We start from the raw sequence: 26,592 nt of genomic DNA, 5'->3' as shown, positions 1-26,592 counted from the left end.
CTTGTTGATCAGAACAAGTCCCGACGCGGATTGGCTTGCTCCCAGACCGCTCTGGCCGTCTTGACCAGTTGAACGTCCAACGAGCCCTCCGCCGAAATCTTTGATTTGAGTTCCCCACGCAGCTGTTTCAGGGCCGCCGTTTTCGCTTTAGCTCCGAACTTCGCCAGCGTGGCCTTGGCATCTGGAATTTCGTTGCGAACATCGAGCGCCGCCGCGAAAGCAAGGTAACGTACGGCGAGAGGCTGGTCCGCCTTGTTGCCCCGCTGCAGTTCCAGAGCCGCGCGATCATATGCGGCCGACTGATCACCGCGGTCGGTCGCTACCTCGAAAAGGCGTTGCGCCTCAGCAAGGTCCTGCTGCACACCGACACCGTCCCTGTACATACGCGCCAAGCTGCCGGGAGCGTAGGGTTGGCCGAGATCCATGGATTTCTGGAAGAGTTCGAGCGCGCTCTTGGGATCCTTCTCAACCCCAGTGCCGGCGAGATAATTTCGGCCGAGCAGGTTCATCGAATACATGTCCTGCCGTTCGACGCCCGCTTTGAGGAAGGCCACGGCGCGAGCCGGATCGGCAGGTACGCCGTTACGACCTTCCGTAAAAATCGCGGCGAGGTCGTTCATGGCATAGGTGTGCCCCATCGCCGCCGCTTTGAGCAGCAGGTCCAGGCCCTTGGTGGCATCACGATCGACGCCATAGCCGTTGAACAAAGCGCGACCCCACGAGGTCATTCCATACGGATCGCCCTTGTCGGACGCTGCGGCATAGAAGGTATTGGCCTGCTTGCGATTGACGGGCATTCCCGTTCCCGTGGCGTTGAGATAGCCAAGCTCGAACACCGCCCGGACATGCCCCATGTCGGCAGCCTCCTGGATCGCCTTCTTGGCCTCGTCGACCTTGCCGGCAACGAGCAGCGCACGCCCGAGCTGGTAGCGGAAGCGGGCGACGTCGGGATAGGCTTTCACCGCTGCCCGGCAGACATCCACGGCGTTGCTGCTGATTTCGTTCGGCAGCAGGCCGGGGACGACGCCCTGCAGGTCGAGAGGCTCGCCGGCCTCCCTGTCACAGGCGTCGACGCTTGGCGACAGTTTCATCGTCGCCGGCTTTGACGGCGTGTTGTCGGCCCTTATTTCGAAGCCGACGCTCAGCGGCTTGACGGCGCCGATCTGGGGTTCGTAGCGCAAGTGGTCGACTTCATCGGCCATCAGGCTTGAATCCGGAGACAAGGTCCGGTCCGGCAGCGACAGCGTTCCCGTTGCCGGATAGCTTGCAAGCTTCACGCTGACGGCGGGATCCTTGGTCGGGAAAACGAGCTTCAGCGGCACCGGGCCGACACCGACCGGGACGCTTACGTCACGGTTCTCGATCGCCTCGGCGGCGCCGGTGATGTGAATGCCGCGCTCCAGCACCTGCTGCTCCTGCTCGGCCTCGAGCGAAGCCATGAGCTGCTGCCCTTCGGCGGCGTTCCCGTTCTTGACCCGAAACACCAGGATACCTTGGGATTGACCGCCCCAATTGTCATGCGTGGCATAGGCCAGCATGTCGACCTCTTCCTGCGCGCCGGATCCTTTCGGCACGTCCAGCTTAAGGCGCGGCAGATCCTTGCCCGCAATCGGCTGTCCGATAGCGACAGGCTTGCCGTCCAGCGTCAGGCGTCCAAGCGCCGGCGGCCTTTCGATGCTGACGGTGACCGCGCCGCCGTCGACATCGACCGGCTCCGGCAGGTCAAGCGCCACCGGTCCGACGCCCGACGGCACGACCTTTTCCAGCACCGGCGGCAGCGCCGGTCGACTGGCGCGGCGCATCAGCACCACCTCGTCGATCAGCGACGAATTCTCCCAAGGAACCTGCTTGCCATCGGTGGCTTTGACCACGTCGCGGCGAACCGCCGCCATCACCGTGCGGATCTCCTGGTTGGGCGCCAGCGCCCGGCGCGAGAAGGCGGACGAGAACGGGCTGAGATCATCCGCTCCGTCATAGGCGACGGCTCCCGGCTCGGTGGCGAAGGCAATCAGCGTGTTCAGCGAGCTCTTCACCTGCGCAAGTCCGGTGCCGCCCGCGGCAATCAGCTGGTCGCGCAACCAATAGTCCTTGCGCGGGAACGGATTGTTGCGGCAGGCATCGAGGATGATCACCTGGATTTTCGATTTCGCCCGCAGCTGCTCCAGCACGTCGTCGAGCTTGATCGCCTGGACCTCGATGTCGGCCGCGGCCTTGAGCGAGGCATCGACCGGGATGAGGAAATTCTCGCCGCCGATCTGAAAACCGTGGCCCGAATAGTAGACGACGGCGAGATCGGCACCGTCCGCCGCGGCGAGATAGTTGCGGAACTGCTCCTCGAACCGAAGCTTGGTGAGATCCTTGGCGACGAACACGTCGAAGCCGGCCAGGCGGAATGTGTTCGACACATCCTCGGCATCCTTGTCCGGGTTCTTGAGAGCCGGGATGTCGCGGTATTCGGAATTGCCGATCACAAAGGCGACCCTGCGCTCCGCATGAGCTTCGAAGGCCGTGAAGCTCACGAGAACCAGGGCTGCAAGGAACGCGCAGCATCGCAGCATGGCAAATCCTTAACTGCTATGACCTGTCGGCCACAGGAACGCAGCTTGCGGCGCCGAGGTCTGTTAAAGAGTTCACAATCTGCCGGGACCAGAGCAGACCGCATGCATAACGACAGCGGGCATGCGTCTCATCCAACCAAGTACTAAATTACTCCAGAGACCTATTCACCGCAATGACAAGACGCGTTGGATCGCCGGATTGCGTCGCGGCCATCCAACTTCCGGTTCAGGGCTGCCGGGCGTTTGCGCTGCCTATGCCAGCCGCGCGGCGTGCCACTTCAAATGATCGTCCATGAAGGTCGAGATGAAATTGTAGGAATGATCGTAGCCCTCCTGCATGCGCAGCGTCAGCGCGGTGCCTGCCTTTTTGCACGCCTCTTCGAGCAGCCAGGGACGAAGACCATCCTGGAGGAAGCCGTCGGCGCTGCCCTGGTCGACGAGCAGTTCGCCGTAACGATGGCCGTCCTCGATGAGCAGCGTGGCGTCACAGGCGCGCCAGCTCTTTTCGTCTGATCCCAGATATTTTTCCAGCGCCGGCCGCGACCAGCCCGCCGTCGTCGGCTGCACGATCGGCGCGAAGGCCGAGCAGCTCCGGAAGCGCTCAGGGTTCTTTAGCGCGATGGTCAGCGCGCCGTGCCCGCCCATCGAATGGCCGAAGATCGACTGGCGCGACACGTCGACCGGGAAATTGGCGGCGACGAGCGCCGGCAATTCCTCAGTGACGTAGGAGTACATGCGATAGTTCTTCGCGTAGGGCGCTTGCGTGGCATCGACATAGAAGCCGGCGCCGCAACCGAACTGCCAATTGTCCTTCTCATCGGGAACGTCCGGACCGCGCGGGCTGGTGTCGGGGCAGACGACGACGAGTCCAAGCTCGGCCGCCAGGCGCCGGTATTCGCCCTTGTCCATGACATTGGCATGGGTGCAGGTGAGCCCCGAGAGATACCACAAAACCGGCAAAGGCCCGTCCTTCGCCTGGGGTGGCACGAAGACGGCAAAGGTCATGTCGCAAGCGCAGACTTCCGACGCGTGCGAATAGACGCCCTGGATGCCGCCGTGCGATTTGGACGTGGAAAGGACGTTCATCGGTTCTGCCTTCTCGCCGGGAATGTCCGGCCGACATAGCTGCCAGACTCCGCGCTCGCAACCTTGCACCTCGCCAAAATGACACAGACGCGCGATCGAGCCACAGAAGGGCGGACATTTCGAGCCGCTCTCGTTATGCGTCGCCTCCCAGGCGAGCCTTCGCGTGTTCTAGGGTCGGCAAGAGAGCATCCGGGCCGGATCGCAAAAAGAAGTCTTTTTCTGTCCTTTGCTTCGCCGAAACCGAAGCGGGGCGCTCGCTGGCAAGCGGGCAGGGAAAATTCGACGGATTATGGTCGGAAGCTATACGCCGGTGCAATGCGGGTGGGGGTGCTCGCATTGCACCGGCGGCTCGGCAATCAGCGGATTGATGAGCAGATCGCGGTGCGCTGCCGCTCGCCGCATCGTCAAGCGATAAGCTGGTCGATCCTGATCGGCAGATCGCGGATGCGCTTGCCCGTCGCGTGGTAGACCGCGCTGGCAACGGCGGCGGCGGTGCCGACATTGCCGAGTTCGCCCAAGCCTTTGACGCCGGCCGGATTGACGGCGTGGTCTACCTCCGGGACCAGGATCACCTGCAGGTCCCTGATGTCGGCGTTGACCGGCACGAGGTAATCCTGCAGGTCGCGGTTGACGTAGCGGGCATAACGCCTGTCGACCTCGGTCGCTTCATGCAGCGCCTGGCCGATGCCCCAGATCATGCCGCCCATCAGCTGGCTGCGCGCGGTGCGCGTGTTCATGATGCGGCCGGCCGCGAAAGCGCCGACGATGCGCGGCACACGGATTTCCCGAGTATAGCTGTTGATGCGAACTTCGACGAACTCCGCGCCGAAGGCGTATTTCACCGAGTCCTCGTCCTGATCGCCGCCATGGAATTCCGACTGACCGGCATAGAGTTTCTTCACTGCCTCAGGCGTCGCGCCTTTCGGGGCAAACTCGGCATATTCCTCGATCGCGCCAATTTGCATCGCCTTGAAGACGTCCTCGATCTTCGCGGACGCTCCGCCCCTGGCCGCAAGCTTGCCGCCGTCAAGGTCCAGTTCCTCGTTATGTGAGCCGGCAAGCGGGCCGCCTTCGGCCGTGGCTCCGGCGGAGAGCTTCGCCCGGATGGCATCGCAAGCCTTCAGAACCGCCGAGCAGACGCTTGCGGTGGAAATCGAACCACCTGAGACCGGGGCCGGAGGCAGGCTGCTGTCGCCCATTTCGACGGTCACCTTGTCGATCGAAACGCCAAGACGTTCCGAGGCCATCTGGGCGGCCACTGTCCGGACGCCGGTGCCGATCTCATGCGAGCCGCATTGCACCCGCACATCGCCATCCGACGTCAGGCGCACGCGCGCCGCGCATGGTGCCACCGCGGTGGGGTAGATGGCGGTGGCGCAGCCCATGCCGATCAGCCAGTCGCCGTCGCGCATCGCGCCGACCTTGGGGTCCCGCTTCGCCCAGCCGAAGGCATTGGCCGCCTGTTCATAGCATTGGATCAGCGAGCGGCTGGAGAAGGGCTTCTTGCCGATCGGTTCCGCCTTCGGCTCATTGATGCGGCGGAACTCGACCGGGTCCATGCCAAGCGCCACCGCCATCTCGTCCATCGCGTTTTCCAGCGCGTAGACGTAAGGTGTCTCGGGCGGCGAACGCATGTAGCCCGGCGTGTTGCGATCTGCCTGGACCAGCGACACATGCGTCAACACCGAGCCGTAGTCGTACATGCGGCCGGTCGCCGAGGTGCCGCCGACAACATAGGGATCAGGGCGCGATGTCACCTCCCATCCTTCGTGCGCGAAAGCGGTGATGCGGCCGTCCTTGCCGGCGCCGATCCGGATGCGGTGGCGGGTTTCGGCCCGGTAAGTCTGTGTGCCGAAAGCCTGCATGCGGCTCGTCACGCAGCGCACGGGACGCCCGAGACGTTTTGCGGCTACTGCGACGATGGCGGTGCGCGGCGTCATCGGTCCTTTTGAGCCGAAGGCGCCGCCGATGAAGGGACTGACGATGCGCACATTGGCCGGATCGATTTTCAATTCTCTCGCAAGTTCGGCCTTCCAGCCGGTGACGTTCTGGGACGGCTCGTGGACGATGAGCTGATCGCCCTGCCAAAATGCCGTCGTGGAGAACAGCTCGATCGGGTTGTGGTGCTGGGTGGGCGTTGAATACCGAGCGTCGATCCTGACCGCGGCGGCTGCATAGGCGGCGTCGAAATCGCCTGCTTTCACATCCTCCTTGAACAGCGGACTCTTGCCGGCGGCGGGAATGGTTTTGGTGCCGGGACTATCGAAACTCGCGGACGGCTTCTCTTCCTCGTAATCGGCGCGGATCAACTGGGCCGCCTCCTCCGCCGCCTCGAATGTCTCGGCAACGGCCAAGGCGATGATCTGGCCGTCGTGGAAAATCGTCCTGTCATGCAGCGGTCCGATCGAGGTCGCGCCGGCGTTGCCGAATTTCGGCTTCTCGACCTTGTCCATGTCGCCATAAGTGACGATGTCGAGAAGGCCGGGCACGGCACGGGCATCGTCCAGGTGAAGCTTCGTCACCCTGCCCTTGGCGATGCTGCTGGTGGCCAGCGCGCCATAGGCTAGGTTTGCCGTCGGCAGGTCTGCCGGATAGTGGGCTTGCCCGGTGACTTTCAGCCGCGCATCGACGCGCGGCAGCGGTTCGCCCATGTTCTCCTTGGGCTTCGGAGCGGCTGGGTCCATGGTCACACCTTCATGTCTCGCGTTTCGAGCAGCGCGCGCACCAGCGTCCGCCTTCCGAGCTCGATCTTGAACGCATTGTGCTGGCGCGGTTCGGCACCGGCAAAGGCAGCGTCCGCCGCCGCACCTGCCGATGCCTCGTCGAGCTTCTTGCCCTGCAGGGCCGCTTCGGCCTCGCCGGCGCGCCACGGCACCGTCGCCAGCCCGCCGAGCGCAATCCTTGCCTCGCGGACGCTGTCGCCGTCGAGGTCGAGCGCAACGGCCGCCGAGGCCAGCGCAAAGGCATAAGACTCGCGGTCGCGGATCTTCAGGTAGCGCGAGCGCCGGGCCCACGGTAAGGCAGGCACCTCGATGGCGGTGATGATCTCGTCCGCCGCCAGATCCGTCTCGATATGCGGCGTGTCGCGGGGCAGCCGATGCAGCCTGGCAAAGGGAATTTCGCGCGCTCCGCGAGACCCCTCGGCTCGAATAACGGCATCGAGCGCAATCAGAGCCTGGGCAAAGTCGCCGTGATAGGTGGCAATGCAGGCATCGCTGGCGCCCAGCACCGCGTGCTGGCGGTTGAAGCCTTCCATCGCCGCGCAGCCCGAACCCGGCACCCGCTTGTTGCAGGCCCAGGAGGACTCGCGGAAATATTCGCAGCGCGTTCGCTGCAGCATGTTGCCGGCAAGGCTCGCCATGTTGCGGATCTGGCCGCTTGCCGCTAGCCGCAAACTTTCGGCAATGACGGGATAGCGGCGTTTGACTTCGCCATGGTCGGCAGCCTCGCCCATCCGCACCAGGGCGCCGAAGCGCACGCCGTCGTCGGTAACCCTGATCTGCCTCAGCCCTGGCTCTTCGAGCCGGTTGAGGTCCAGCAGCCGGTTGGGCGCCGCCACCCCAAGTTTCATATAGTCTGCAAGATTGGTGCCGCCTGCGATGAACTGCGCGTTCGCCCGTGTCGGTTGGTCGTCCTCGGTGGTAAAGCGGGATGCGATGGCGGCCGCGGCGGAGACATCTGTCGGCCGTTCATAGATGAAGGGGCGCATCGTCAGGTTCCTCTCGCCTGATCGCGCGCCTGGACGACCGCGGCGACGATGTTCGGGTAGGCCGCACAGCGGCAGATATTGCCGCTCATATATTCGCGGATGTCGTCCTCGGAGTTGGCGTGGCCTTCGTTGACGCAGCCGATGGCCGACATGATCTGACCCGGCGTGCAGTAGCCGCATTGGAACGCGTCGTGGTCGATGAAGGCCTGCTGCATCGGATGCAGCTTGCCGTCGCTCGAGGAAAGCCCTTCGACGGTCGTCACCTCCTTGCCGTCGTTCATCACGGCGAAGCTCAAGCAGGAGAGCACGCGCTTTCCGTCCACCAGAACGGTGCAGGCGCCGCACTGCCCATGGTCGCAACCTTTTTTCGTGCCGGTAAGGCCGACATGGTCCCGCAGGGCGTCAAGCAGGCTGGTCCTGGCATCCAGCGAAAGCTCGTAAGGCTGCTTGTTGATGCGCAAGGACACCGCGACCTTTTCCCTCAAGCCGGAACGGGTCGCGGCCGGTTTTTCCGCTCTCGTTGGGGAGCTGAGCAAGGGCGCCGCCGCGGCGGCTGAGACAGTAGCTGTCATGAAGCTTCGCCGGCTGAGGCCGGTCGTGCTTGGCGCGGAGATTCGGGACATGGCTCGCTCCCAGGCTGGCTGTCATCGGGGCTGGCTATGGGGCGCTAACCTATCAACGGGGGCATTGTTCCGAATTTTGCAGGCGAAGGCCCGGAAGCTCACGCGACTGTGACAGCATCGACGGAAGTCGGAGGCAGAGCACGCCGGGACAGCAGAGGAACGTTCCGCGCAAGGGAGGTTGACTGCCACGCGGCGGTGCGCACCAGCGCTGCGCAAGCTCGCACAACCGATCGAAAGTCACACCGGTAGATACCAATTCTCCAGTTGTCGAACCGTAGCTGAGCAATAAGGCTAACAGGCCCTGCCCAACGACAGGAGGGGTGGTTTCGAGCAGGGCATGGGAGCGGGGCTCTGGTTCAATGCTGCGGTCCTTGCGCCACCAGATGGAAGCTGTATCGGTCGCGCACGAACTCGTTGAAGAACCGGCCCTTGGACCGAGCAGCCTTGAATGCCGCGTGGGTCTCTGGCTCAACCTGCTCATAGTCATAGCGGTCGCCGCTCGGGACAAACCATACCGAAAGGATCTTCGTCGCCGGGTCGTAATAGATGTTCCGGATGGCGGTGGAAGGCATGACGAGCGCCCCGTTGGCCAATGCGTAATTCCCGGAGCTGTCAATGGGTTCCGTCGCACCGGCTGCCGACGGATCAGGGCCTTGCGAGACCTGCCGAATTGCCTATCTGAGGTTTATGCCGTCAACGAAATCGAGCGCCACGGCGCAAGTCCGCCAAGGAGATCTTTTCGGTGTTCCAAACGGCCTGCCGGAAGGATTCCGCTACCGGCCGGAGCTGATCACGCGCAACGAAGAAAGCGCGTTGGTGCGCTGCATCGAAGGCCTGCCGTTCAAGCCCTTCGACTTCCACGGCCATCTAGCCAACAGGCAGGTTGTCGGCTTCGGGCTGCGTTACGACTACGACCGCCGCGAGGTCGTGGAAGCACCGGCCATACCCGACTTCCTGCTGCCGCTTCGCGACAAGGTCGCCGACTTCGCCGGTCGGCCCGCGTCGGAGTTCTCGCAGGTGCTGATCAACGAATACCGGCCTGGCGCGGGCATCGGCTGGCATCGCGACAAGCCCCATTTCGAGCTCGTCGCAGGCGTCTCCCTGCTGGCATCCTGCAGTTTCCGGCTGCGCCGCAGGAACGGCGCGACATGGGACCGGCAGACGATCGAGGTCGAGCCGAGATCCGCCTATCTCATGGCCGGTCCGGCGCGCAACGAATGGGAGCACAGCATTCCGCCGCTCGCAGAACACCGCTACTCGGTCACATTTCGGACCTTGCGACCCACGCTGTAAGTCCGACGTTCTGCCAGGCCGATATTCCAAGTCGCCCAATCAGGGGTCGAGCCATGGCGTGGTGTCCTCCACAGCCGTGCCGGCCTTTGCCGGATCGGACGGACGGCGCGCGACGAAGCCGCCGAAACCAGCTTGCGCCTGCAGCTTTTCGCCCGCGATCAGCGGCTCACCACGCAGCAGCACGGTGATCGGCTTGCCCGTCACCGCCTTGCCTTCGTAAGGCGAAAAGTCGACGCGCGAGTGCAGCATTTCGTGGCCGATGGTCCACTTGCGTGCCGGGTCCCAGAGCGCGAGATCAGCGTCCAGGCCGGGGGCGATGCGACCCTTGCGGTGGTCGAGACCGTAGATCGCGGCGGCATTGCGCGAGGTCAGATCCAGATATCGCTGCAGCGAAAGGCGCCCCGTCAGCAGCCCTTCGGAAAACAGCAGCGGCAGCCTGGTTTCCAGGCCCGGAATACCGCTCAATGTCGTGGTGAAACCTGGCTCCGGCGCCTTGCCGATCTTGTCGGCGAAATAATAGGGCGAATGATCGGACGACCAGAGGTCGATGCCGCCGTCCGCCAGCAGCCGCCAGAGATGCTCGCGGCTATGCGGCGTGCGCGGCGGCGGCGAAAAGACGAAGCGGGCGGCGTCCCTGCCTGGGCGGGCGAGGTCCGCGGCACCGAGGAAGATGTATTGCGGGCAGGTTTCGGCCGCGACGTCGACGCCGCGCTGACGCGCCCGCGCGACTTCCTCGGCGGACTGCCGCGACGACACATGGACGATGGTCATGCGGGTGCCGGTCATCTCCGCCAGCGCCAGAGCCCGATGGGTCGCCTCGCGCTCCATGATCTCGCTGTGCGCCACGGCGTGATAGCGCATCTCGGTGCGGCCAAGCTCGATCAGCCGCTGCCGCGTGCGCCGAATGGCGGCATCGTTCTCGGCATGAACCATGACGATCCAGCCGAGCTTCCTCGCCGTATCGAGCACGGTGAAGAACAGGTCGTCGTCGACCGCGAAGCCCTGGTAGGTCATGAAAAGCTTGACCGAAGCAATGCCTTGCCCGGCCAATTGGCTAAGTTGTGCCTCGACGTTGGCGCCGGTCCCCATCGTCACCACCGCATGGAGGCCGTAGTCGATGATGGAACGGCCGGCCGCGCAGCCCATCGCCCGTTCGAGCGCATCCACCGTGGTCATATTTGGACCCGGCATGCCGAAGGGCACGATGCAGGTCGTGCCGCCGAATGCGGCCGAGATGGAGCCCGATTCAAAATCGTCGGCGTTACCGGCCCCGCCCCAAACAGGCTGGTCGAGATGGCAGTGGGCATCGATGCCGCCAGGCATCACCCACAGGCCCGCGGCGTCAATGGTTTGCCCACCTTGCAGGCCTGAATCGATCGCCGCAATGCGGCCGTCATCGATGCCGACGTCGCAATCCCGCCAACCGTCATCCAAAGCGACCCTACCGCCTTTTACGACCAGCTGATGCGAGCGCCGCGCCATTCGTGCCGCTCACGCCGCTGTGCTGTTGCGGGTCACCGGGCAGGCAAGCACCGGTCAGGCCCTCAGCCGCTTGCCATCGGGATCGAAGGGCGGCCTGTCGAGCAACACGGCATTGTGCGGCCGGCCGAGGATCGCGACGGTGACGGCATCGCCGGATTTCACCGAGCCCGCCTTCACGTAGCCGAGCGCCAGCGACATCCCGACATGATAGCCGTAGGCGCCAGACGTGACCTGGCCGACCGGCGTGCCATCGGGAAGGAAGATCGGCTCGCCGCCGGTGGCGTCGGCATCCTTCGCCTCGATCGAGATCATGATCAGCTCGTCGCGGGCCGGCTGCGATGCCAGCGCGGCATAGGCGTCGCGGTTGAGGAAGTCGCCCTTATCCATCTTGATCAGGCGGTCGAACTTCACTTCCTGCGGCCAATATTCGGGCGAGTATTCGCGGCCCCAGCTGCCATAGCCCTTCTCCACCCTGAGCGACATCAGCGCGCGCGAGCCGACCGGCCCGCCGCCTTCCTGACGCGCCGCGTCGAGCAGGGCGTTGTAAAGAGCGGTCTGGTCCTTCTCCTCGCAATAGAGCTCCCAGCCGAGATCGCCGGTGAAGGAGACGCGCAGCGCAATGACATCGAGCCCGGCAACGGTGATGCGGCGCGAGGCCATGAAGGGGAACGACGCCGTCGTCAAATCGTCATTGGTCAGGCGCTGCAGCACCGCGCGCGACTTCGGCCCGGCGACGTTGAAGCCGCACATGTCCTCGGTGAGCGAGCGGAACGTCGTGCCCTCCGGCAAGGGCAGCATCTTGAAGAAACGCTGATGATAGCGCTCGGCCATGCCGGAGCCGAAGACGCGATACTCGTCCTCCGCCAGCTTGGTGACGGTGAAGTCGCCGGCGATGCCTCCGCGCTTGCCGATCAGCGGCGTCAGGCAGGATCGTCCGACCCGCGAGGGAATCTTGTTGGCGAAAAGCGCGTTCAGCCAGGCCTCGGCGCCCGGCCCCTTCACCTCGTATTTGGCGAAGTTGGAGATGTCGATGATGCCGACATGGTCGCGCAGCATGCGCGCCTCGCGGCCGACAGGGTGCCACCAGTTCTGCCTGGTGAAGCCGATCGTCTCCTCGCGCGGCTCGCCGTCGATCGAGAACCACAGCGGATGCTCCCAGCCGAAGTTCAGGCCGAACACCGCGCCGTTTTCTTTCTGCATGGAATAGGCCGGCCGTATGCGCACAGGCCGGCCCGCAGCGCGCTCCTCGTTCGGGAAATGGATCTTGAAGCGATGGCTGTACTGGTCCTGCACGCGCGCCTTGACGAATGCCTTGCCCGCCCAGTGGCCGAAGCGGGCGAGATCCCAGCCGAACATGTCGAGCGTCGGCTCGCCCTCGATCATCCACTCGGCCGCCAGGCGCCCGAGGCCGCCGGATTGCGAAAAGCCCGGAATGATGCCGGCGCAGCAGAAATAGTTGCGCAGCTCCGGAACCGGGCCGAACAGCGCGGCGCTGTCCGGCGACCAGATCATCGGTCCGTTGATCACCCTCTTGACGCCGGCGGCGCCGACCGCCGGCACGCGGGCGATGGCGCGCATCATGTTCTCCTCGATGCGTTCCAGATCGTCCGGGAACAGCTCGTGGCCGAAATCCTGCGGAGTGCCGTCCTCGGCCCAGAATTTCATGGCCCGCTCATAGGCGCCGATCAGCAGGCCGAGGCCCTCCTGACGCAGGTAATATTCGCCATCGCGGTCGGCGACCGAAGGCAGACGCCGGCCCATCGAGGCGATCTCTGGGATGGTCTCGGTGACGAAATACTGGTGCTCGGTCGGTATGAGGGGCAGCGCCAACCCGGCCATCGCGCCGACCTCACGCGCCCACAGTCCGGCGGCGTTCACCACCCATTGCGTGCGGACGTCGCCCTTGGTGGTGCGCACGATCCAGCTGCCGTCCGGCTGCTGCTCCGTTCCGGTCACCGCGGTGAAGCGGTGGATTTCGGCGCCACGCTGGCGCGCGCCGGCCGCGTAGGCGGCCGTCACGCCCGAAGGATCGACATTGCCGCCTTCGGGTTCGTACATGATGCAGCGTATGCCGTCGAAGTCGACGAGCGGGTGCAGCCGCTCGGCCTCCGCGCGGTCGACCTCGTAGAAGTTCATCTTGTAGCGGCGCGCTTTGGCTTCCTGCAGCCGGAGCTGATGTTCACGCGCCTCGGTCTGGGCGAGATAAAGCGATCCCGGCTGGAAGATGCCGCAGCCCTGACCAGTCTCCTTCTCCAGCTCCTTGTAGAGCGCCATGGTGTAATGCTGCAGGCGGCTGATATTGGTCGAGTCGTGCAAGCCGTGAATATTGGCCGCAGCATGCCAGGTCGAGCCCGAGGTGAGCTCGTCGCGCTCGAACAGCACGACATCGCTCCAGCCGTGCTTGGTCAGATGATAGAGGATCGAGCATCCGATCAGGCCGCCGCCGATCACAACAGCCTGGGCATGAGTCCGCATTTACGTGTTCCTTGTGGCTGTGTGCCGGAGCCGGACGGCCGGGCGGCGGGCCGGATAACAACAGGGGTCCGTGCTGGCTCTTGTGCCGACAACATGACCCCACTTTTTCGAACGCCGGCAATGTAGAAAGCTCGGGAAACGACTGTAAAGCCTGCTATTGGGGCTGGCTGCTGCTTTTCGGGGCAGTTAAGAGCAAAAAAAACGAGGTCATAGCCACATCAATCTTCGTTTGTAGGCATAGAGGCCGGGTGTAGCTTTTGGCGGGGAATTGAGCAGCCGCGACCAGCGGCGCCACCAATGGGAGCCACCCGCCATGGACCTGCATTCCGAGCGCGGATACAGACCGGTCAGACCGGCATGCCTCTCGTCGTCCATGCGTCTTGACGGTCCGGCGGCGCGGTCGCGCCGCGGCCTTCAAAACCGGTTCCGCATCAGTCGAAAAGACAGCGCCGAAGCGCCATGTCCGGCACGCGCATCGCGACAACTCGGAGGTTAAGACCTTGGACAAGACATCGCATCCCTATATTCCGACACTGCTCGATCAGCTTAACGACGGCGAGATCAGCCGCAGGGACTTCTTGCGCAAGTCGACGCTGCTCGGGCTTTCGGCCGGCGCGGCCTATGCCATGGCCGGCATCATCGACCCGGCGACGCAAGCGCGTGCCGGCGACCTGCCGAAAGGCGGCAATTTGCGCATCGGCATGCGCTGCATGGAGATCAAGGATCCGCATCTGGCCGACTTCGCCGAAAAATCCAACGTCATCCGCCAGGTCTGCGAATATTTGACCTTTACCGACCGCAACAACATCACTCACCCCTATCTCTTGGAGAAGTGGGACGTCAGCGATGACCTGAAGACCTGGACGCTGCACATCCGCAAGGATGTGAAATGGCGTGACGGCAGGGCGCTTAATGCCGACGACGTGGTCTGGAACCTGAAGCGTGTCAGCGATCCCAAAGTCGGCTCCTCGGTGCTCGGCCTGTTCACCGGCTATCTCGTCGAGGAGTACGATACCGGCGAGAAGGACGACAAGGGCAATCCGAAGAAGTCGAGCCGGCTCTGGTCCGACAAGGCGATCGAGAAGGTCGACGACAGCACGGTGCGGCTGAACCTGTTCTCGCCGCAGATCGCGGTCGCCGAACATCTCTTCCATTATCCGATGTTCATCCTCGATCCGAAGGACAATGGCGCCTTCGGCCCGAGCGCCAACGGCACCGGTCCCTTCGAGATGGTCGAATACACGGTCGGCAAGGGCGCGAAGTACAAGGCGCGGGCCGATTATTGGGGCGGTGCCGCGCATCTCGACACGTTCGAATTCGTCGATCTCGGCGACAATCCCGGCGCCGGCATCGCCGCGATGGCGTCCAAGCAGGTCGATGGCCTGTCGGAAGCCGACGCGGTGCAGATCAATTCGATGAAGGCCTTCCCGCATGTCTCGGTCCACAAGGTCGAGACGACGCAGACCATCGTCATGCGCATGCATCCCGATGTCGAGCAGTTCAAGGACAAGCGCGTGCGCCAGGCCATGCGCCATGCGCTCGACCGCGACAAGATCATCCAGACCGTCCTGCTCGGCGCCGGCACGCCGGCCGAGGACCACCATGTGGCGCCGTCGCACCCCGAATATGCCGCGCTGCCCAAATGGCCGCGCGACGTCGAGAAGGCGAAGAAGCTGATGGCCGACGCCGGCCATGCCGACGGTTTCGAATTGGATTTGGTGACGCGGCCCGACCCGATCTGGGAGCTCAACACGACACAGGCGATGGCCGAACAGCTGAAGGACATCGGCATCAAGGCCAACATCAAGTCGCTGCCGAGCGCGCAGTACTGGGAAGTGTGGACCAGCGCGCCCTTCAGCCTGACCGCCTGGGGCCACCGCCCGCTCGCCATCATGACGCTCGGCCTCGCCTACCGCTCCAATGCCGCCTGGAATGAATCGCATTTCTCGAACGCCGAATTCGACAAGCTGCTCACCCAGGCCGAGGGCATTCTCGACCCGAAGGAGCGCAGCAAGGTGATGGAGAAGATCGAGCTGATCATGCAGGACGAGGGCCCGATCGTGCAGCCGTTCTGGCGCATCTTCTCGACCGTCATGGACAAGAAGGTGCAGGGCTTCGAACTGCATCCATCACAGTACATCTTCGCCAAGGATTATGCGGTCGCCTCCGCCTAGACCACGCTGCGCCCGGCCGGCGACAGAACGGCCGGGCGTTCCTTTCCACTCGCACCCAGAACGGAAACGTCCGGCTGATGGCAATATTCGTGGCGAAACGGCTGGCGATGATGCTGCTCACCATGGTCGCGGCGTCGTTTCTGGTATTCGCCGTCTGCGAGTTCACCCCGGGCAGCGTCGCGCGCAAATCGCTCGGGCCGTTCGCGACGCAAGAGCAGGTCGATTTCCTGACCAAGAAGCTGAGGGCCGACGATCCGCTGCTGGTGCGCTACGGGCGCTGGGCGGGCGTGCTGCTCGGCATCATTCCGGATCCGCTCCAGGACCCGAGCACCGGGCTCAATTTCAAGGATCCGCGCGGCGCGCAGTATTTCGGCAATTTCGGCTATTCGACGCTGAACAAGCTGCCCGTCAACGACGTCATCTGGAACCGGCTCGGCAATACGGCGATCCTGGCCGGGCTGGCCTTTCTGCTGATCGTGCCGCTGTCGATCGTCTTCGGCATCCTGTCCGGCCTGAAGGAAGGCGGCGTGCTCGACCGGCTCTTGTCGGTGATCTGCATAACCTTCACCTCGATCCCGGAATTCGCGTCGGGCGTGTTTCTGGTCACCCTATTCGTCATTCTCTGGCCCGTGCTGCCGGGCACCAGCCCGCTCGATACAGAGGGCGGCTGGTCCGTTCCCTCGCAGCTCGTGCTGCCGGTGGCGGTGCTCGTCATCTATGATTTCGGCTATGTCGCGCGCATGATCCGCGTGTCCATGATCGGGGTGATGGAAAAGCCCTTTATCCGCACCGCGGTGCTGAAGGGAATGAGCACGCGCCAGGTCGTCATCGGCCATGCCCTGCGAAACGCGATGATCGCCCCGTTCACGGTGCTGCTCCTGCAGATCAACTTCCTGATCAGCGGCGTGGTGGTGACCGAACTCGTCTTCGCCTATCCCGGCTTCGGTCGGCTGCTGCTCGATGCCAGCCTGTTCGGCGACATCGCGACCATCGAGGCGGCCACGCTGATCACCGTCGCCATCGCGGTCACGACGCAATTCGTCGGCGATCTCGGTTACATGCTGCTCGATCCACGCATAAGATTGCGATGAGCGCACTGGTCGAGCAAAGAGCTATGGAGGCGACAGCCGTCAAGGCAACGGGCAGGGCACGCCTGAAATGGGCGCGCATCCTGCGCTCGCCTACCGCACTGGTCGGGCTGTTCCTGGTCGGCTTCTGGGTGCTTGCGGCGATCCTCGCACCGGTGCTGCCGCTCTATTCTCCGACCGAGCAGGATGTGATGGCGCTAGCCGACCCGACGCCATCGGCGGCGCATTGGCTCGGCGTCGACATTCTCGGCCGCGATGAGCTGTCTCGCCTGATCTTCGGCGCCCGCACCGTGCTGGTCGTCGCGCCGCTTTCGGTTGCGGTCGCCATGATCGTCGGCATCACGCTCGGCATGATCGCCGGCTATTACGGCGGCTGGATCGATGCCGTGATCAGCCGCCTTTCCGACATCATCCTCGCCTTCCCGGTGCTGGTCCTCTACGTCATCCTGATCGCCAATATCGGGCCATCGATAATCAACATCGTCATCGCCACGACGATCGCCTCGGCGCCAGGAATCGGGCGAATAACGCGCGGGCTGGTACTCGGCCTGAAGGAGCAGGAATACATCGCCGCCGCAAGGCTGCGCGCCGAAAGTACTTTATACATCATGCTTGTCGAGCTGTTGCCCAACTGCCGCGGCATGCTGATCGTCGATGCCTGTCTGCGCATCGGCTACACCATCATCACCATCGGCATCCTCGGCTTCCTTGGCCTTGGCCTGCCGCCGCCCAATCCCGACTGGGGCGGCATGGTCAAGGAAAGCACGACGGTGCTCAACGTCTGGCCTTTGATGTCGGTGCTGCCCTCAATCGCCATCGTCAGCCTGGTTCTGGGTTTCAATCTTTTGGCCGACGGCCTGCGGGAGGCCTGGAAGCCATGACGATGGTCGCCGAGCCAATTTCGACGAAAGGCGAGCGTGCGTCCGAGACGCCGCTCCTCGCTGTCCGAGATCTGCGCATCGAGTTTCGCGGGAAGGCCGAGACGATCGTTGCGGTGCCGAAGCTGTCTTTCGAGGTGAAGCCCGGCGAAAGCCTCGGGCTGGTCGGCGAATCCGGCTGCGGCAAGAGCACCACGGCGATGGCGATCATGGGCTATCTCGGTGCGACAGGCGTCGTCGCCGGCGGCAGTATCCGCTTCGAACGCGAGGAACTGGTCAACGCACCGGCGCATAAGCTTCGCGCCATACGCGGGCGGCGCATCGCCATGGTCTATCAGGACCCGATGAGCGCGCTCAATCCGGTCAAAACGATCGGCGCGCAGCTTGCCGAGGTGCCGATGCTTCATCTCGGCGCAAGTCGCGTCGAGGCGCTCGACATGGCAGCCGCCATGCTGAAAGACGTGCGCCTGCCCGATGCCGGCGACATGCTGAAGCGCTATCCGCACCAGCTTTCGGGCGGCCAGCAGCAGCGCGTCGTCATCGCCATGGCGCTGCTCGGGCGGCCGTCGCTGCTCCTGCTCGACGAGCCGACCACCGGTCTCGACGTGACGGTGGAGTCGGCGGTGATCGATCTGATCGGCGAGCTGCGCCGTCGCTATGGAACCAGCCTGCTGTTCATCTCGCACAATCTCGGTCTGATCGCCGAAAGCTGCGACCGGGTCGGCATCATGTATTCCGGCGAGCTGGTCGAGGAGGCGCCGACGTGCGAGCTGTTCGGCCGGCCACGCCATCCCTACACGCAAGGGCTGATCGACTGCATTCCCGATATCGGGCACGGCAAGCACAGTCGCACGCTTGCCGCCATTCCGGGCCATATCCCGCTGCCGTCGGAGCGGCCGCGCGGCTGCCTGTTTGGTCCGCGCTGCGCCGGTTTCCGCGCCGGCCTGTGCGACCGGCCCGGCATGACGCTGGAACCGGTCGGCGAGCGGCATGTTGTGCGCTGCGTGCGCTGGCCCGAACTCGAGGTGGCTCATCGCGAGCTTCCGCCGCTATCCGGCGAGAGTGCGGCACCGGCAGCCGAGATCACTTTCTCCGACATCACCAAGTTCTATCACCTCGGTCACCACAAGACGCTGAAGGCCAATGAGGCCGTATCCTTCGAGGCCGGCAAGGCCGAGATCGTCGCGCTGGTCGGCGAATCCGGCTGCGGCAAGTCGACCCTGGCGCGTATCGTCACCGGCCTCGACCGCGCCACTTCGGGCGAAATCCGCATGGCTGGCGAAAACATCGCCGCGATCGAAGCGAGCGCGCGGCCGAAGCCCCTGCTGCAATCGATCCAGATGGTGTTCCAGAACCCGGACTCGACGCTCAATCCGTCGCACAGCGCCGGCTTCTCGATCCGTCGCTCGCTGAAGAAGTTCGGCATCCGCAAGGGCAAGGCGGCCATCGACCAGCGCATGCGCGAGCTGCTGGAGATGGTCCGGCTTTCGCCGGACTTCGCCGCCCGCCGGCCGAGCCAGTTGTCCGGCGGGCAGAAGCAGCGCATCGCCATCGCCCGCGCCTTCGCCTCCGATCCGTCGCTGATCGTCGCCGACGAGCCTGTGTCGGCGCTGGATGTCTCCGTGCAGGCGGCCGTGGTGACGCTGCTGCTCGACATCCAGAAGACCCGGCATGCGACGATGCTGTTCATCAGCCATGACCTGGCGCTGGTGCGCCACGTCGCCGACAAGGTCGTGGTGATGTATCTCGGCAAGGTGATGGAAAAAGGCACCGTCGAGGAGATCTTCGGCGGTGCGACCCATCCGTACACCGAGGCGCTGATCTCGGCGATCCGCAGCACCAAACCGGAAGGGGCAGAGCGCAACCGCATCACGCTGACCGGCGACACGCCGAGCCCCGTCGATGTGCCGCGCGGCTGCCGCTTTGCCAGCCGCTGCCATCGCAAGCTGGGTTCGATCTGCGACAGGGAACCGCCACCGATCCGCAGGATGTCCGCCACGCACGAGATCGCCTGCCACATTCCGGCGGAAGCGCTGGAGAGTCCCAGGCATCCGGACGAGGCGAGCGACCGTTCATGACGAGGCCAGCTTCACTGGGCCGCCTCTGGCGTCAGGCCGAACGGTCGCGCGCCATCCTGTCGATCATGGCGCGCATCTGCCTGGCCGGCACCGGCAGCGCCATGCTGACCACCGCGGTCTCGCTTGCATTGAGCGCGCCGGGAATCGACCCCTCCGAAGTGCAATTGGTGCTGACCGCTTACCCGGTCGGATTTCTCATCGGCTGCCTCGTCGCGCGTCCGCTGGTGTCGCGCGTCGGCCATGAGCGCGCCTTCTTCGCCATAACCGTGCTTGCAAGCCTCGCCGCCGCGGGGTTCGCGCTCACCGATTCCATGCCGGCATGGCTCTGCTTCCGACTGCTCGGCGGCCTTGCCATGGCGGCGATGTTCGTTGTCTGCGAAAGCTGGATCAACCTCTATGCCGACCAGCACAATCGCGGCAGGCTGTTTTCCATCTACATGCTGACGACGGCGGTCGCGGTGCTGTTCGGACAGCTGCTGCTGGAGATCGTCGGCGCGCATTCGCCGCATTTGTTCGCCGTCAGCGCGGCGACGGTGCTCTTGTCGGCGCTTGCACGGTTTGTCTCCAGGCCTTGGCCTGCCCTGCCCGCCGAGCAAACCGAGCCGTCCCTGGCCGATATCCCGGCGCATGACGAACGCTACGGCGTCATCCAGTTGCTGCGTCTCGCTCCGGTAACGGTGGTCAGCATCTTCCAGGCAGGCATCACCAACATGAACATCTTCGTGCTGACGCCAATCTACGGCGCCAAGATCGGACTGTCCGCCGCCGCCACTGTCGGCCTGGTGACGACCGTCAGCATTGCCGGCATGCTGGCGCAGACGCCTATCGGATGGCTGTCCGACCGGTTCGACAGGCGCATAATGCTGCTTGTCCAGGGACTGCTTTCCGTGTCGCTATGCGCCTCTATCGCCTGGCTGGGCAGCGGACCGCTACCGCTGCTCTTCCTGCTGTTCTTCCTCTATGGGGCAACCGCGCTCACGGTCTATCCTGTGGCCATCGCCTTCGCCAATTCGCGCATGCACAGCCGGCACATGGTGGCGGCTTCGGGCACGCTGCTTCTGCTCTATTCGATCGGCAACATCCTGACGCCGGGTCTCGCCGCGGGACTGATGGAGCGTACCGCGCCGCAGGCCATGCTGTTTGTGCTCGGCACCGGCGGCATTCTGGTGGCGGTTGCGGCTTGCATCAATCTGCGGCGGCGGCCGGTCGGTGTCGCGGTTGCGCAGCCGTGCGGAGGCGAGCCGTGAACGGCGCCCTTGCCCACCGTCTGGATGGCAAGTTCGTTCTGATCACGGGCGCCGCGAGCGGCATCGGCGCGGCGATCGCGCGCCGCTGCGCCGACGAGGGAGCCCGTGTCGCCTGCTCGGATCGGGACACAGCATCGACGAAGGCACTTGCCGCCAGCCTTGGGCCGAATGCTCTGGCTGTCGACTGTGATGTCACCGATCAGGACTCGGTCCAAGATGCTGTCGACGCGACAGCTCAAGCATTCGGCCGGCTGGACGGTCTGGTCCACAACGCCGCGGCTCCCTCGACCGACGGCACCGTGGCCGACCTTGCCGTCGACAAGTGGCGGCTGGAAGTCGACGTCAGCCTGACCGGCGCGTTCCTGATCTCCAAATTCGCCGTGCCGCTGATGGCATCGAGCGGCGGCGGGTCGATCGTCTTCATCGGCTCGCAATTCGCGCGCGTCGCCGTCGGCAAGGCGGTGGCCTATTGCGCGGCGAAGGCGGGGCTTGTGCATTTGGCGAAGGCGATGGCGATCGACCATGCGGATCAGAACATCCGGGTGAACAGCCTGTCGCCCGGAGCGGTCGCGACCGCCCGCCTGCTGCAGCGCTGGTCCAGTCTGGAGGCGGCCGACAAGGGTCTAGGACCTGCGCATCTGCTCGGACGAATTGCCGAGCCCGAAGAGATCGCAGCCGCCTGCGCCTTTCTGCTTTCGTCCGACGCTTCCTTCGTCACCGGCACGGACCTCCTGGTGGATGGCGGCTATGCGGTGCGTTGAATCAATTTCCAGCATAGGAGGCTCCAAGACATGACCCTTCTCGTCACAGGCGGCACCGGCTTCGTCATGAGCGTGGTGGCGCGTGCCTGGCTGGACCGCGACCCTGGCGCGTGCGCCGTCATCCTGGATCGCGCCGGCCTCGACGCCGCGGCCGAAAGGCATTTCGCTCCGGTGCGCGACCGGCTCAAAGTGATCAGCGCGGATATCCTCGATCCGACGGGGTGGTCCGGCGCGCTCGACAACGAGCACGTCACCGCGATCGTACATGGCGCGACCATCACACCGATTTCGCGCGGCAGCGCCTCGGAGGCCAAGCGCCAGCCGGAGGCCGAGGACCCGGCTCGCATCGTCGATATCAACCTCATGGGCACCGTGCGCATGCTCGAATGGGCACGCGCGCGGGCCAACGTCAAGCGCTTCGTCTATGTCAGTTCGGGAGCCATCTATCGGCACAATGGCCCCGACTGGAGCGGCGAGCCGCTGCCGGAGGACGGCTACGTCGCGCCCTTGACGCTTTACGGCATCTCCAAATTCGCCTCCGAGATGGTGACCAACCGCTATGCCGACCTGTTCGGCCTGTCGGCGGTTTCGGTCCGGCTTGCTTCCGTCTACGGCCCGATGGATCGCGCGACCGAGAGCCGCAACTTCCGCCATGTCCCCAACCGTGTTGCGCACATGGCCCTGGCCGGCGAAACGATCCGGCCGAACAGTCTGGAGCCGGTGGGCGACTATCTTGCCTCGACCGATGTCGCTGCCGCGATCCTCGCGCTGCTCGATGCGCCGCGCCTCAATTACCGCCACTACAATATCGGCTCCGGCTCCAGCCAGACCATCGGCGAGATCATCGCCTGGGCAAAGGAGCGCGTTCCGGCGCTGAAGGTTGAGGTGACGCCCGGAGAAGACGCGAATATCGTACAGGACGTGTTGCTGAAAGGCGGCATGTGGGGCGCCTACGACATCGCGCGGATCATGCGTGATACGGCATGGCGCCCGCGGCCGGGCAAGGAGGCGTTCCACGCCTATATGGACTGGATTTCGGCCAACGAGACGAAGTGAGAGGGATTGCCATGACAAGCGCTGCCTCACAACCGGTCCAGCCGCGCGACTTCGTCGGCTATGGACCGAACCCGCCCAATGTAACCTGGCCGGACGGCGCGAAAGTCGCGATCAATCTGGTGCTGAATTACGAGGAAGGGTCGGAGTACAACTGGCTTGATGACGGCCGCAACGACAATTGGGGCGAATACAACAACCCCGGCCTTTCACCGCATCGCGATCTCGGCACCGAAACGCATTTCGAATATGGCAGCCGCGCCGGCATCTGGCGGTTGGCCCGGCTGTTCGACCGCTACGATGTGCCGATCACGGTGTCGGCCTGCGCGGTGGCGCTGGAGAAGAATCCCGCCGTCGCCGAGTGGATGAATGCGCGCGGCCACGACCTGCTCGGTCACGGGCTGCGCTGGACCGATTATCCCGGCATGCCGCGCGAGGAAGAGGAGCGGCAGTTGCACGAAGCGATCGCGCTTTACGAGAAGGTGCTTGGCCGGCGGCCGCTCGGCTGGAACTGCCGCTCGTTTCCAAGCGTCAACACCCGCGATCTGCTGGTGCGCGAGGGCGGCTTTCTCTACCACTCCGATCCCTGCAACGACGAGCTGCCCTATTTCGTCGACCATGGTGAGGAGAAAATCCTCGTTGTGCCCTATTCAAAGACGCTCAACGACAGCCGCTTCCTCATCGCGCCGGGTTACAGCAATCCACGCGACTTTGCCGAGGATTGCCGCTCGGCCATCGATTACATGCTGTGGGAGGCGGAAGAGACGGGCGGACGGATGCTCAATATCTGCGTGCACGCGCGCTGGATGGGCCAGCCGAACCGGGCGTCCGGCCTGCGCGAGGTGATCGAGCACGTGCAAAAGACGCCGGGAGCGATCTTCATGCGGCGCGCCGACATCGCGCGGTACTGGCTTGACAATCACCGGACGTTTGCCGGCAAGCGTGCCGGCTGAACAGCGGAATGTTCGAAACCCTCATCACCGGCGCGACGATGGTCAACGCGGAGGGCGAAGCCCGCCGCGACATTGCCATAAACGCCGGCAGGATCGCGGCCCTGATCCAGCCAGGAGACGCGGCCGAAGCACGGAAGGTGATCGACGCCAGCAGCTGTATGCTGCTGCCCGGTCTCGTCGATGCGCACGCGCATCTGCGCGAACCGGGACTGACCCACAAGGAAGACTTCTTGTCGGGCACGCATGCGGCCGCGCTCGGCGGCGTGACGACGGTGCTCGACATGCCGACCGACGAGCCCTGGACGGCGACGGCAGACCAGCTTGCCGAGAAGATGTCGATGGCCGAAGGCAAGCTCAACGTCGATGTCGGCTTCCAGGCTGTTGTCAGCGAGAGGCTGGACAGTCTCGAAAGGCTCGCGGCGCTTGCCCCGGTGTCGTTCGAGCTTTTCACGGCGGATGTCCCAGAGCCGTTTCTTTTTCCGACGGTGGACACCGTTCTTCACGCGCTGAAGCGGATGAGCGCGCTCAAGGCGATCGTCGGCATCTCGCCCGGCGATCAATCGCTGCTGGTGGGCAGCGCCGCGCGCGTTCATTCTGGCGACATCGCAGCGTTCCGCGAAAGCCGGCCCCCACTGGCCGAGGCCAACGGCATCGCGCGGGCGCTGCTGGCGGCGGCCGAGACCGGCGCGCGCGTTCATGTCCGCCAGATCAACTCGGCGCTCGGCGTCGAGACCTGGCGGCGCCTGCGCGATCTCGCCGATGCCAGCGTCGAGACGACACCCCAGAACCTGTTCTTCTGTGCGGACGATTACGAAAAGCAAGGCGCGCGGCTGAAGGGATCACCGCCGTTCCGGACAAGGCAAGATGTGCAGCGCCTCCGCGAGGCTGTAGCGGCCGGGCTGATCGACATCATCGCCACCGATCACGCGCCACACAGCCCTGCCGAGAAGGCCGCCAGCTATCCGGCTTTCGCGGACATCCCGGGCGGTGTGCCCGGACTGCAGACGCTGCTCTCCGTCATGCTCAAGCTCGTCGACGAAGGCCTGATTGGGCTGCGCGACATCGCGCGCCTGTGCGCGGCCAATCCGGCCGACCGGTTCGGGCTTGGCCGGCGCAAGGGCAGGCTGGCCGTCGGCCACGATGCCGACATCCTCATCATCGACCCGACGCGAACCTTTGCCATGCGCGATGCCGACCAGAAGTCAAAGGCCGGCTACACGCCGTTTGACGGCTGGAGCGTTTCAGCCACCTTGCGGCAGGTGTTCCTGCGCGGCGAGGAAATCACGCGTGACGGCGCGCTGGTCAACCCGGGACAAGGCCAAGTGGTGCGGTGGGAAAGCTGAGGCAGGCAAGATGGGTCTTCTGGACGGCAAGGTTGCCATTGTCACCGGCGCGAGCTCCGGCATCGGCCGCGCCATCGCGCAACGCTACGCGCAGGACGGCGCGAAGGTGGTGGTCGCCGATACGCGCGAGGAAGCTATCGAAGGCGGCGGAACAACGGTCCGGCTGATCGAAGCGGCTGGCGGTGAGGCGATCTTCATCTCCACGGACATCGCCGATCAGGAGGCCGTCATAACCATGATGCGGCAGGCGGTGGACCGGTTCGGGCGGCTCGATATCCTGGTCAACAACGCCGCGGTCTATACCTCGACCAATCTGCTCCAGACCACGCCGGAGCAATGGGCGAAGGTGATCGACGTCAACGTCACCGGCTTCTTCTACTGCTCGCAACAGGCGGTGCTGCAGATGCTCAGGCAGGAGCCGGTCAACGGCGTACGCGGGCGCATCATCAATATCGCCTCGCAGCACGGTATGGTCGCCTGCCCGGGCGATTTCCCCTATTCGGTCAGCAAGGGCGCGATCGTGCAGATGACGCGCCAGATCGCGGTCGATCACGCCGAGGACCTGATCGTCTGCAATGCGATAGCTCCCGGCAAGATCATCACCGGCAAGCCGGGCATCGCCAACGACCCCGATGCGCTCGACTATTCGCGCCGCCGCACGCCATGGCCGCGGCTTGGCGAGCCGAACGATGTCGCCGGCGCGGCGCTTTTCCTGGCCAGCGACCTTGCGACATACGTCACCGGGATCAACCTGATGGTGGACGGCGGCTGGATGGCCGGCTGAGCGGTCATCGCGCGAAAGCAAAGGCTGGCTGCAAAGCGGCCGGCCTCCTTCCTATCCGACGATCACGACGATCGCAGCTACTTATTCGGCACTTCGTAGACCTTGCCGTGCCAAGGTGCTGCATCGATCTGGTCGAGGGCCATCACGTAAAGCTCCTTTTCATCGGGCCCGAAGGCGAAGTTCGGCATGGACGGCGACGGCACCGAAAGCGTGCGCAAGAGCTTGGCGTCCTTGTCCACCACTATGATCTTGCCCGGCGCGTCGAGCGAGCGCGGGCTCTGGCCGATATACATCTCGCCAGCCTTGTCCATCTTGATGCCGTCCGGCCAGATATGCGGCTGGTTCGGGAACAGATCGTCGAGCCGAAGGAAGACGCGACGGTTGCTCAAGCTGTGATCGGCCCCGACATCGAACTCGATGATGCGGTTGTCCTCGGTTTCGACCAGGTAGAGCATCTTGCCGTCGTTCGACATGACCAGCCCATTGGCATTGTGCAGGTCGCCAGCCACCTTCTTCACGCTGCCGTCCTTGCCGATGTAGTAGGCCGACGCGTCGATCAGCGGACCGCCCTTGCCGGAGCCGGTGAAGTAGATGCCGCCCTCCTTGTCCGGCGCGAAATCATTGGGGCCGCTGAACGGCTTGCCGTCGGTGTCCTTGTCGTAGGCCGGCAGCGTCTTGCCGTCGGCCGAGATGCGGCCGATCGTGTTGTTGTCGTAGCAGGTGACGACGAATTCGCCCGTCGCGGTCGGCAGCACGGCCGAAGGGCCGCAGCCATCCATCTTCCAGAAAATCGCGTTCTTCTTGCCGTCCCAAACGTCCACAGTGCCGCGGCCGTATTCGACGTAGAAGAGCTTGTCCTGGTACCAGATCGGGCCCTCGGCGAACCAAGCGTCGTCATTGATCACCTTGACGTTCGCGGCGTGTGCCGATGCGGTAAGAGCGAGGGCTAACACTGTGCCCAGCAAATGCTGTCTTGTCATGCGCTTCCCCTTTCTTTCGTTGAACTC

Annotated in this window: 20 protein-coding genes; 11 read left to right on the top strand and 9 right to left on the bottom strand. The window is 64.4% G+C overall.

From position 1 onward, the window contains the following. Nucleotides 1–8: 8 nt before the first annotated feature. The 6 genes from P9230_RS12095 to P9230_RS12070 all read right to left on the bottom strand — a co-directional run bounded on the left by P9230_RS12095 (nucleotide 9) and on the right by P9230_RS12070 (nucleotide 8,548). Nucleotides 9–2,558: a caspase family protein gene (locus P9230_RS12095; RefSeq protein WP_278119169.1), complete on the bottom strand. Its 2,550-nt coding sequence runs from the start codon at nucleotides 2,556–2,558 to the stop codon at nucleotides 9–11. A gap of 252 nt (nucleotides 2,559–2,810) precedes the next feature. Beyond that, nucleotides 2,811–3,644 carry an S-formylglutathione hydrolase gene (gene fghA / locus P9230_RS12090; RefSeq protein ID WP_278119167.1) on the bottom strand — a complete coding sequence of 278 codons (834 nt, stop codon included), beginning with the start codon at nucleotides 3,642–3,644 and terminating at the stop codon, nucleotides 2,811–2,813. Nucleotides 3,645–4,048: 404 nt separating this feature from the next. Further along, nucleotides 4,049–6,328, bottom strand: a complete 2,280-nt coding sequence (locus P9230_RS12085; RefSeq protein WP_278119165.1) for a xanthine dehydrogenase family protein molybdopterin-binding subunit — start codon at nucleotides 6,326–6,328, stop codon at nucleotides 4,049–4,051. 2 nt (nucleotides 6,329–6,330) lie between these two features. Next, nucleotides 6,331–7,353 carry a xanthine dehydrogenase family protein subunit M gene (locus P9230_RS12080; protein ID WP_127403485.1) on the bottom strand — a complete coding sequence of 341 codons (1,023 nt, stop codon included), beginning with the start codon at nucleotides 7,351–7,353 and terminating at the stop codon, nucleotides 6,331–6,333. Between the two features lie 2 nt (nucleotides 7,354–7,355). Next, nucleotides 7,356–7,976, bottom strand: coding sequence for a (2Fe-2S)-binding protein (locus P9230_RS12075; protein ID WP_278119162.1), 621 nt, complete (start codon nucleotides 7,974–7,976; stop codon nucleotides 7,356–7,358). A gap of 356 nt (nucleotides 7,977–8,332) precedes the next feature. Then, nucleotides 8,333–8,548 carry a KTSC domain-containing protein gene (locus P9230_RS12070; RefSeq protein ID WP_067328004.1) on the bottom strand — a complete coding sequence of 72 codons (216 nt, stop codon included), beginning with the start codon at nucleotides 8,546–8,548 and terminating at the stop codon, nucleotides 8,333–8,335. Between the two features lie 115 nt (nucleotides 8,549–8,663). Here P9230_RS12070 and P9230_RS12065 point away from each other — a divergent pair, with 115 nt between their 5' ends. Next, the gene (locus tag P9230_RS12065; protein ID WP_278119475.1) at nucleotides 8,664–9,269 is read left to right on the top strand and encodes an alpha-ketoglutarate-dependent dioxygenase AlkB; all 606 of its coding nucleotides are present in this window, start codon (nucleotides 8,664–8,666) and stop codon (nucleotides 9,267–9,269) included. 39 nt (nucleotides 9,270–9,308) lie between these two features. Here P9230_RS12065 and hydA read toward each other — a convergent pair whose 3' ends face one another. Together hydA and P9230_RS12055 are read right to left on the bottom strand one after the other, a co-directional pair. Beyond that, nucleotides 9,309–10,751: a dihydropyrimidinase gene (gene hydA, locus P9230_RS12060; protein ID WP_278086400.1), complete on the bottom strand. Its 1,443-nt coding sequence runs from the start codon at nucleotides 10,749–10,751 to the stop codon at nucleotides 9,309–9,311. Nucleotides 10,752–10,805: 54 nt separating this feature from the next. Continuing rightward, nucleotides 10,806–13,226 carry an FAD-dependent oxidoreductase gene (locus tag P9230_RS12055; RefSeq protein ID WP_278119161.1) on the bottom strand — a complete coding sequence of 807 codons (2,421 nt, stop codon included), beginning with the start codon at nucleotides 13,224–13,226 and terminating at the stop codon, nucleotides 10,806–10,808. Between the two features lie 500 nt (nucleotides 13,227–13,726). Between P9230_RS12055 and P9230_RS12050 the strand changes: the two genes are divergently transcribed. The 10 genes from P9230_RS12050 (at nucleotide 13,727) to P9230_RS12005 (ending at nucleotide 25,585) form a co-directional block, all read left to right on the top strand. After that, nucleotides 13,727–15,400: an ABC transporter substrate-binding protein gene (locus P9230_RS12050; RefSeq protein WP_278055255.1), complete on the top strand. Its 1,674-nt coding sequence runs from the start codon at nucleotides 13,727–13,729 to the stop codon at nucleotides 15,398–15,400. 77 nt (nucleotides 15,401–15,477) lie between these two features. Then, on the top strand, nucleotides 15,478–16,491 hold the full coding sequence (locus tag P9230_RS12045) for an ABC transporter permease (protein WP_066989127.1): 1,014 nt from the start codon (nucleotides 15,478–15,480) through the stop codon (nucleotides 16,489–16,491). Beyond that, complete coding sequence (locus tag P9230_RS12040) at nucleotides 16,488–17,369, top strand: ABC transporter permease (protein ID WP_245299494.1); 882 nt, start codon at nucleotides 16,488–16,490, stop codon at nucleotides 17,367–17,369. The genes P9230_RS12045 and P9230_RS12040 overlap by 4 nt, the downstream gene beginning before the upstream one ends. Continuing rightward, complete coding sequence (locus tag P9230_RS12035) at nucleotides 17,366–19,444, top strand: ABC transporter ATP-binding protein (protein WP_278119160.1); 2,079 nt, start codon at nucleotides 17,366–17,368, stop codon at nucleotides 19,442–19,444. The genes P9230_RS12040 and P9230_RS12035 overlap by 4 nt, the downstream gene beginning before the upstream one ends. Then, a complete protein-coding gene (locus tag P9230_RS12030; protein ID WP_067327525.1) occupies nucleotides 19,441–20,691 on the top strand; it encodes an MFS transporter in 1,251 nt (416 codons plus the stop codon). The genes P9230_RS12035 and P9230_RS12030 overlap by 4 nt, the downstream gene beginning before the upstream one ends. Continuing rightward, complete coding sequence (locus tag P9230_RS12025; protein WP_278119157.1) at nucleotides 20,688–21,452, top strand: SDR family oxidoreductase; 765 nt, start codon at nucleotides 20,688–20,690, stop codon at nucleotides 21,450–21,452. Before P9230_RS12030 ends, P9230_RS12025 begins: the two co-directional genes overlap by 4 nt. A 30-nt stretch (nucleotides 21,453–21,482) precedes the next feature. Further along, entirely contained in the window at nucleotides 21,483–22,508 is a 1,026-nt protein-coding gene (locus P9230_RS12020; protein ID WP_127246536.1) for an NAD(P)-dependent oxidoreductase, read from the top strand. A gap of 11 nt (nucleotides 22,509–22,519) precedes the next feature. After that, nucleotides 22,520–23,458, top strand: coding sequence for a polysaccharide deacetylase family protein (locus tag P9230_RS12015; RefSeq protein WP_278119154.1), 939 nt, complete (start codon nucleotides 22,520–22,522; stop codon nucleotides 23,456–23,458). An 8-nt stretch (nucleotides 23,459–23,466) separates the two neighbouring features. Beyond that, on the top strand, nucleotides 23,467–24,801 hold the full coding sequence (locus P9230_RS12010) for a dihydroorotase family protein (protein WP_278119152.1): 1,335 nt from the start codon (nucleotides 23,467–23,469) through the stop codon (nucleotides 24,799–24,801). Between the two features lie 10 nt (nucleotides 24,802–24,811). Next, on the top strand, nucleotides 24,812–25,585 hold the full coding sequence (locus tag P9230_RS12005; protein WP_127239906.1) for a glucose 1-dehydrogenase: 774 nt from the start codon (nucleotides 24,812–24,814) through the stop codon (nucleotides 25,583–25,585). Nucleotides 25,586–25,662: 77 nt separating this feature from the next. On the opposite strand, the gene P9230_RS12000 is transcribed toward P9230_RS12005, so the two are convergent. Continuing rightward, nucleotides 25,663–26,565, bottom strand: a complete 903-nt coding sequence (locus P9230_RS12000) for an SMP-30/gluconolactonase/LRE family protein (protein WP_164763720.1) — start codon at nucleotides 26,563–26,565, stop codon at nucleotides 25,663–25,665. Nucleotides 26,566–26,592: the final 27 nt, after the last annotated feature.

The organism is Mesorhizobium sp. WSM4887, from assembly GCF_029625865.1.
In the GTDB taxonomy this organism is placed as follows: Bacteria; Pseudomonadota; Alphaproteobacteria; order Rhizobiales; family Rhizobiaceae; genus Mesorhizobium.
Note: the sequence above shows the minus strand (reverse complement) of the source record. Positions and strands in the feature narration are given on the sequence as shown.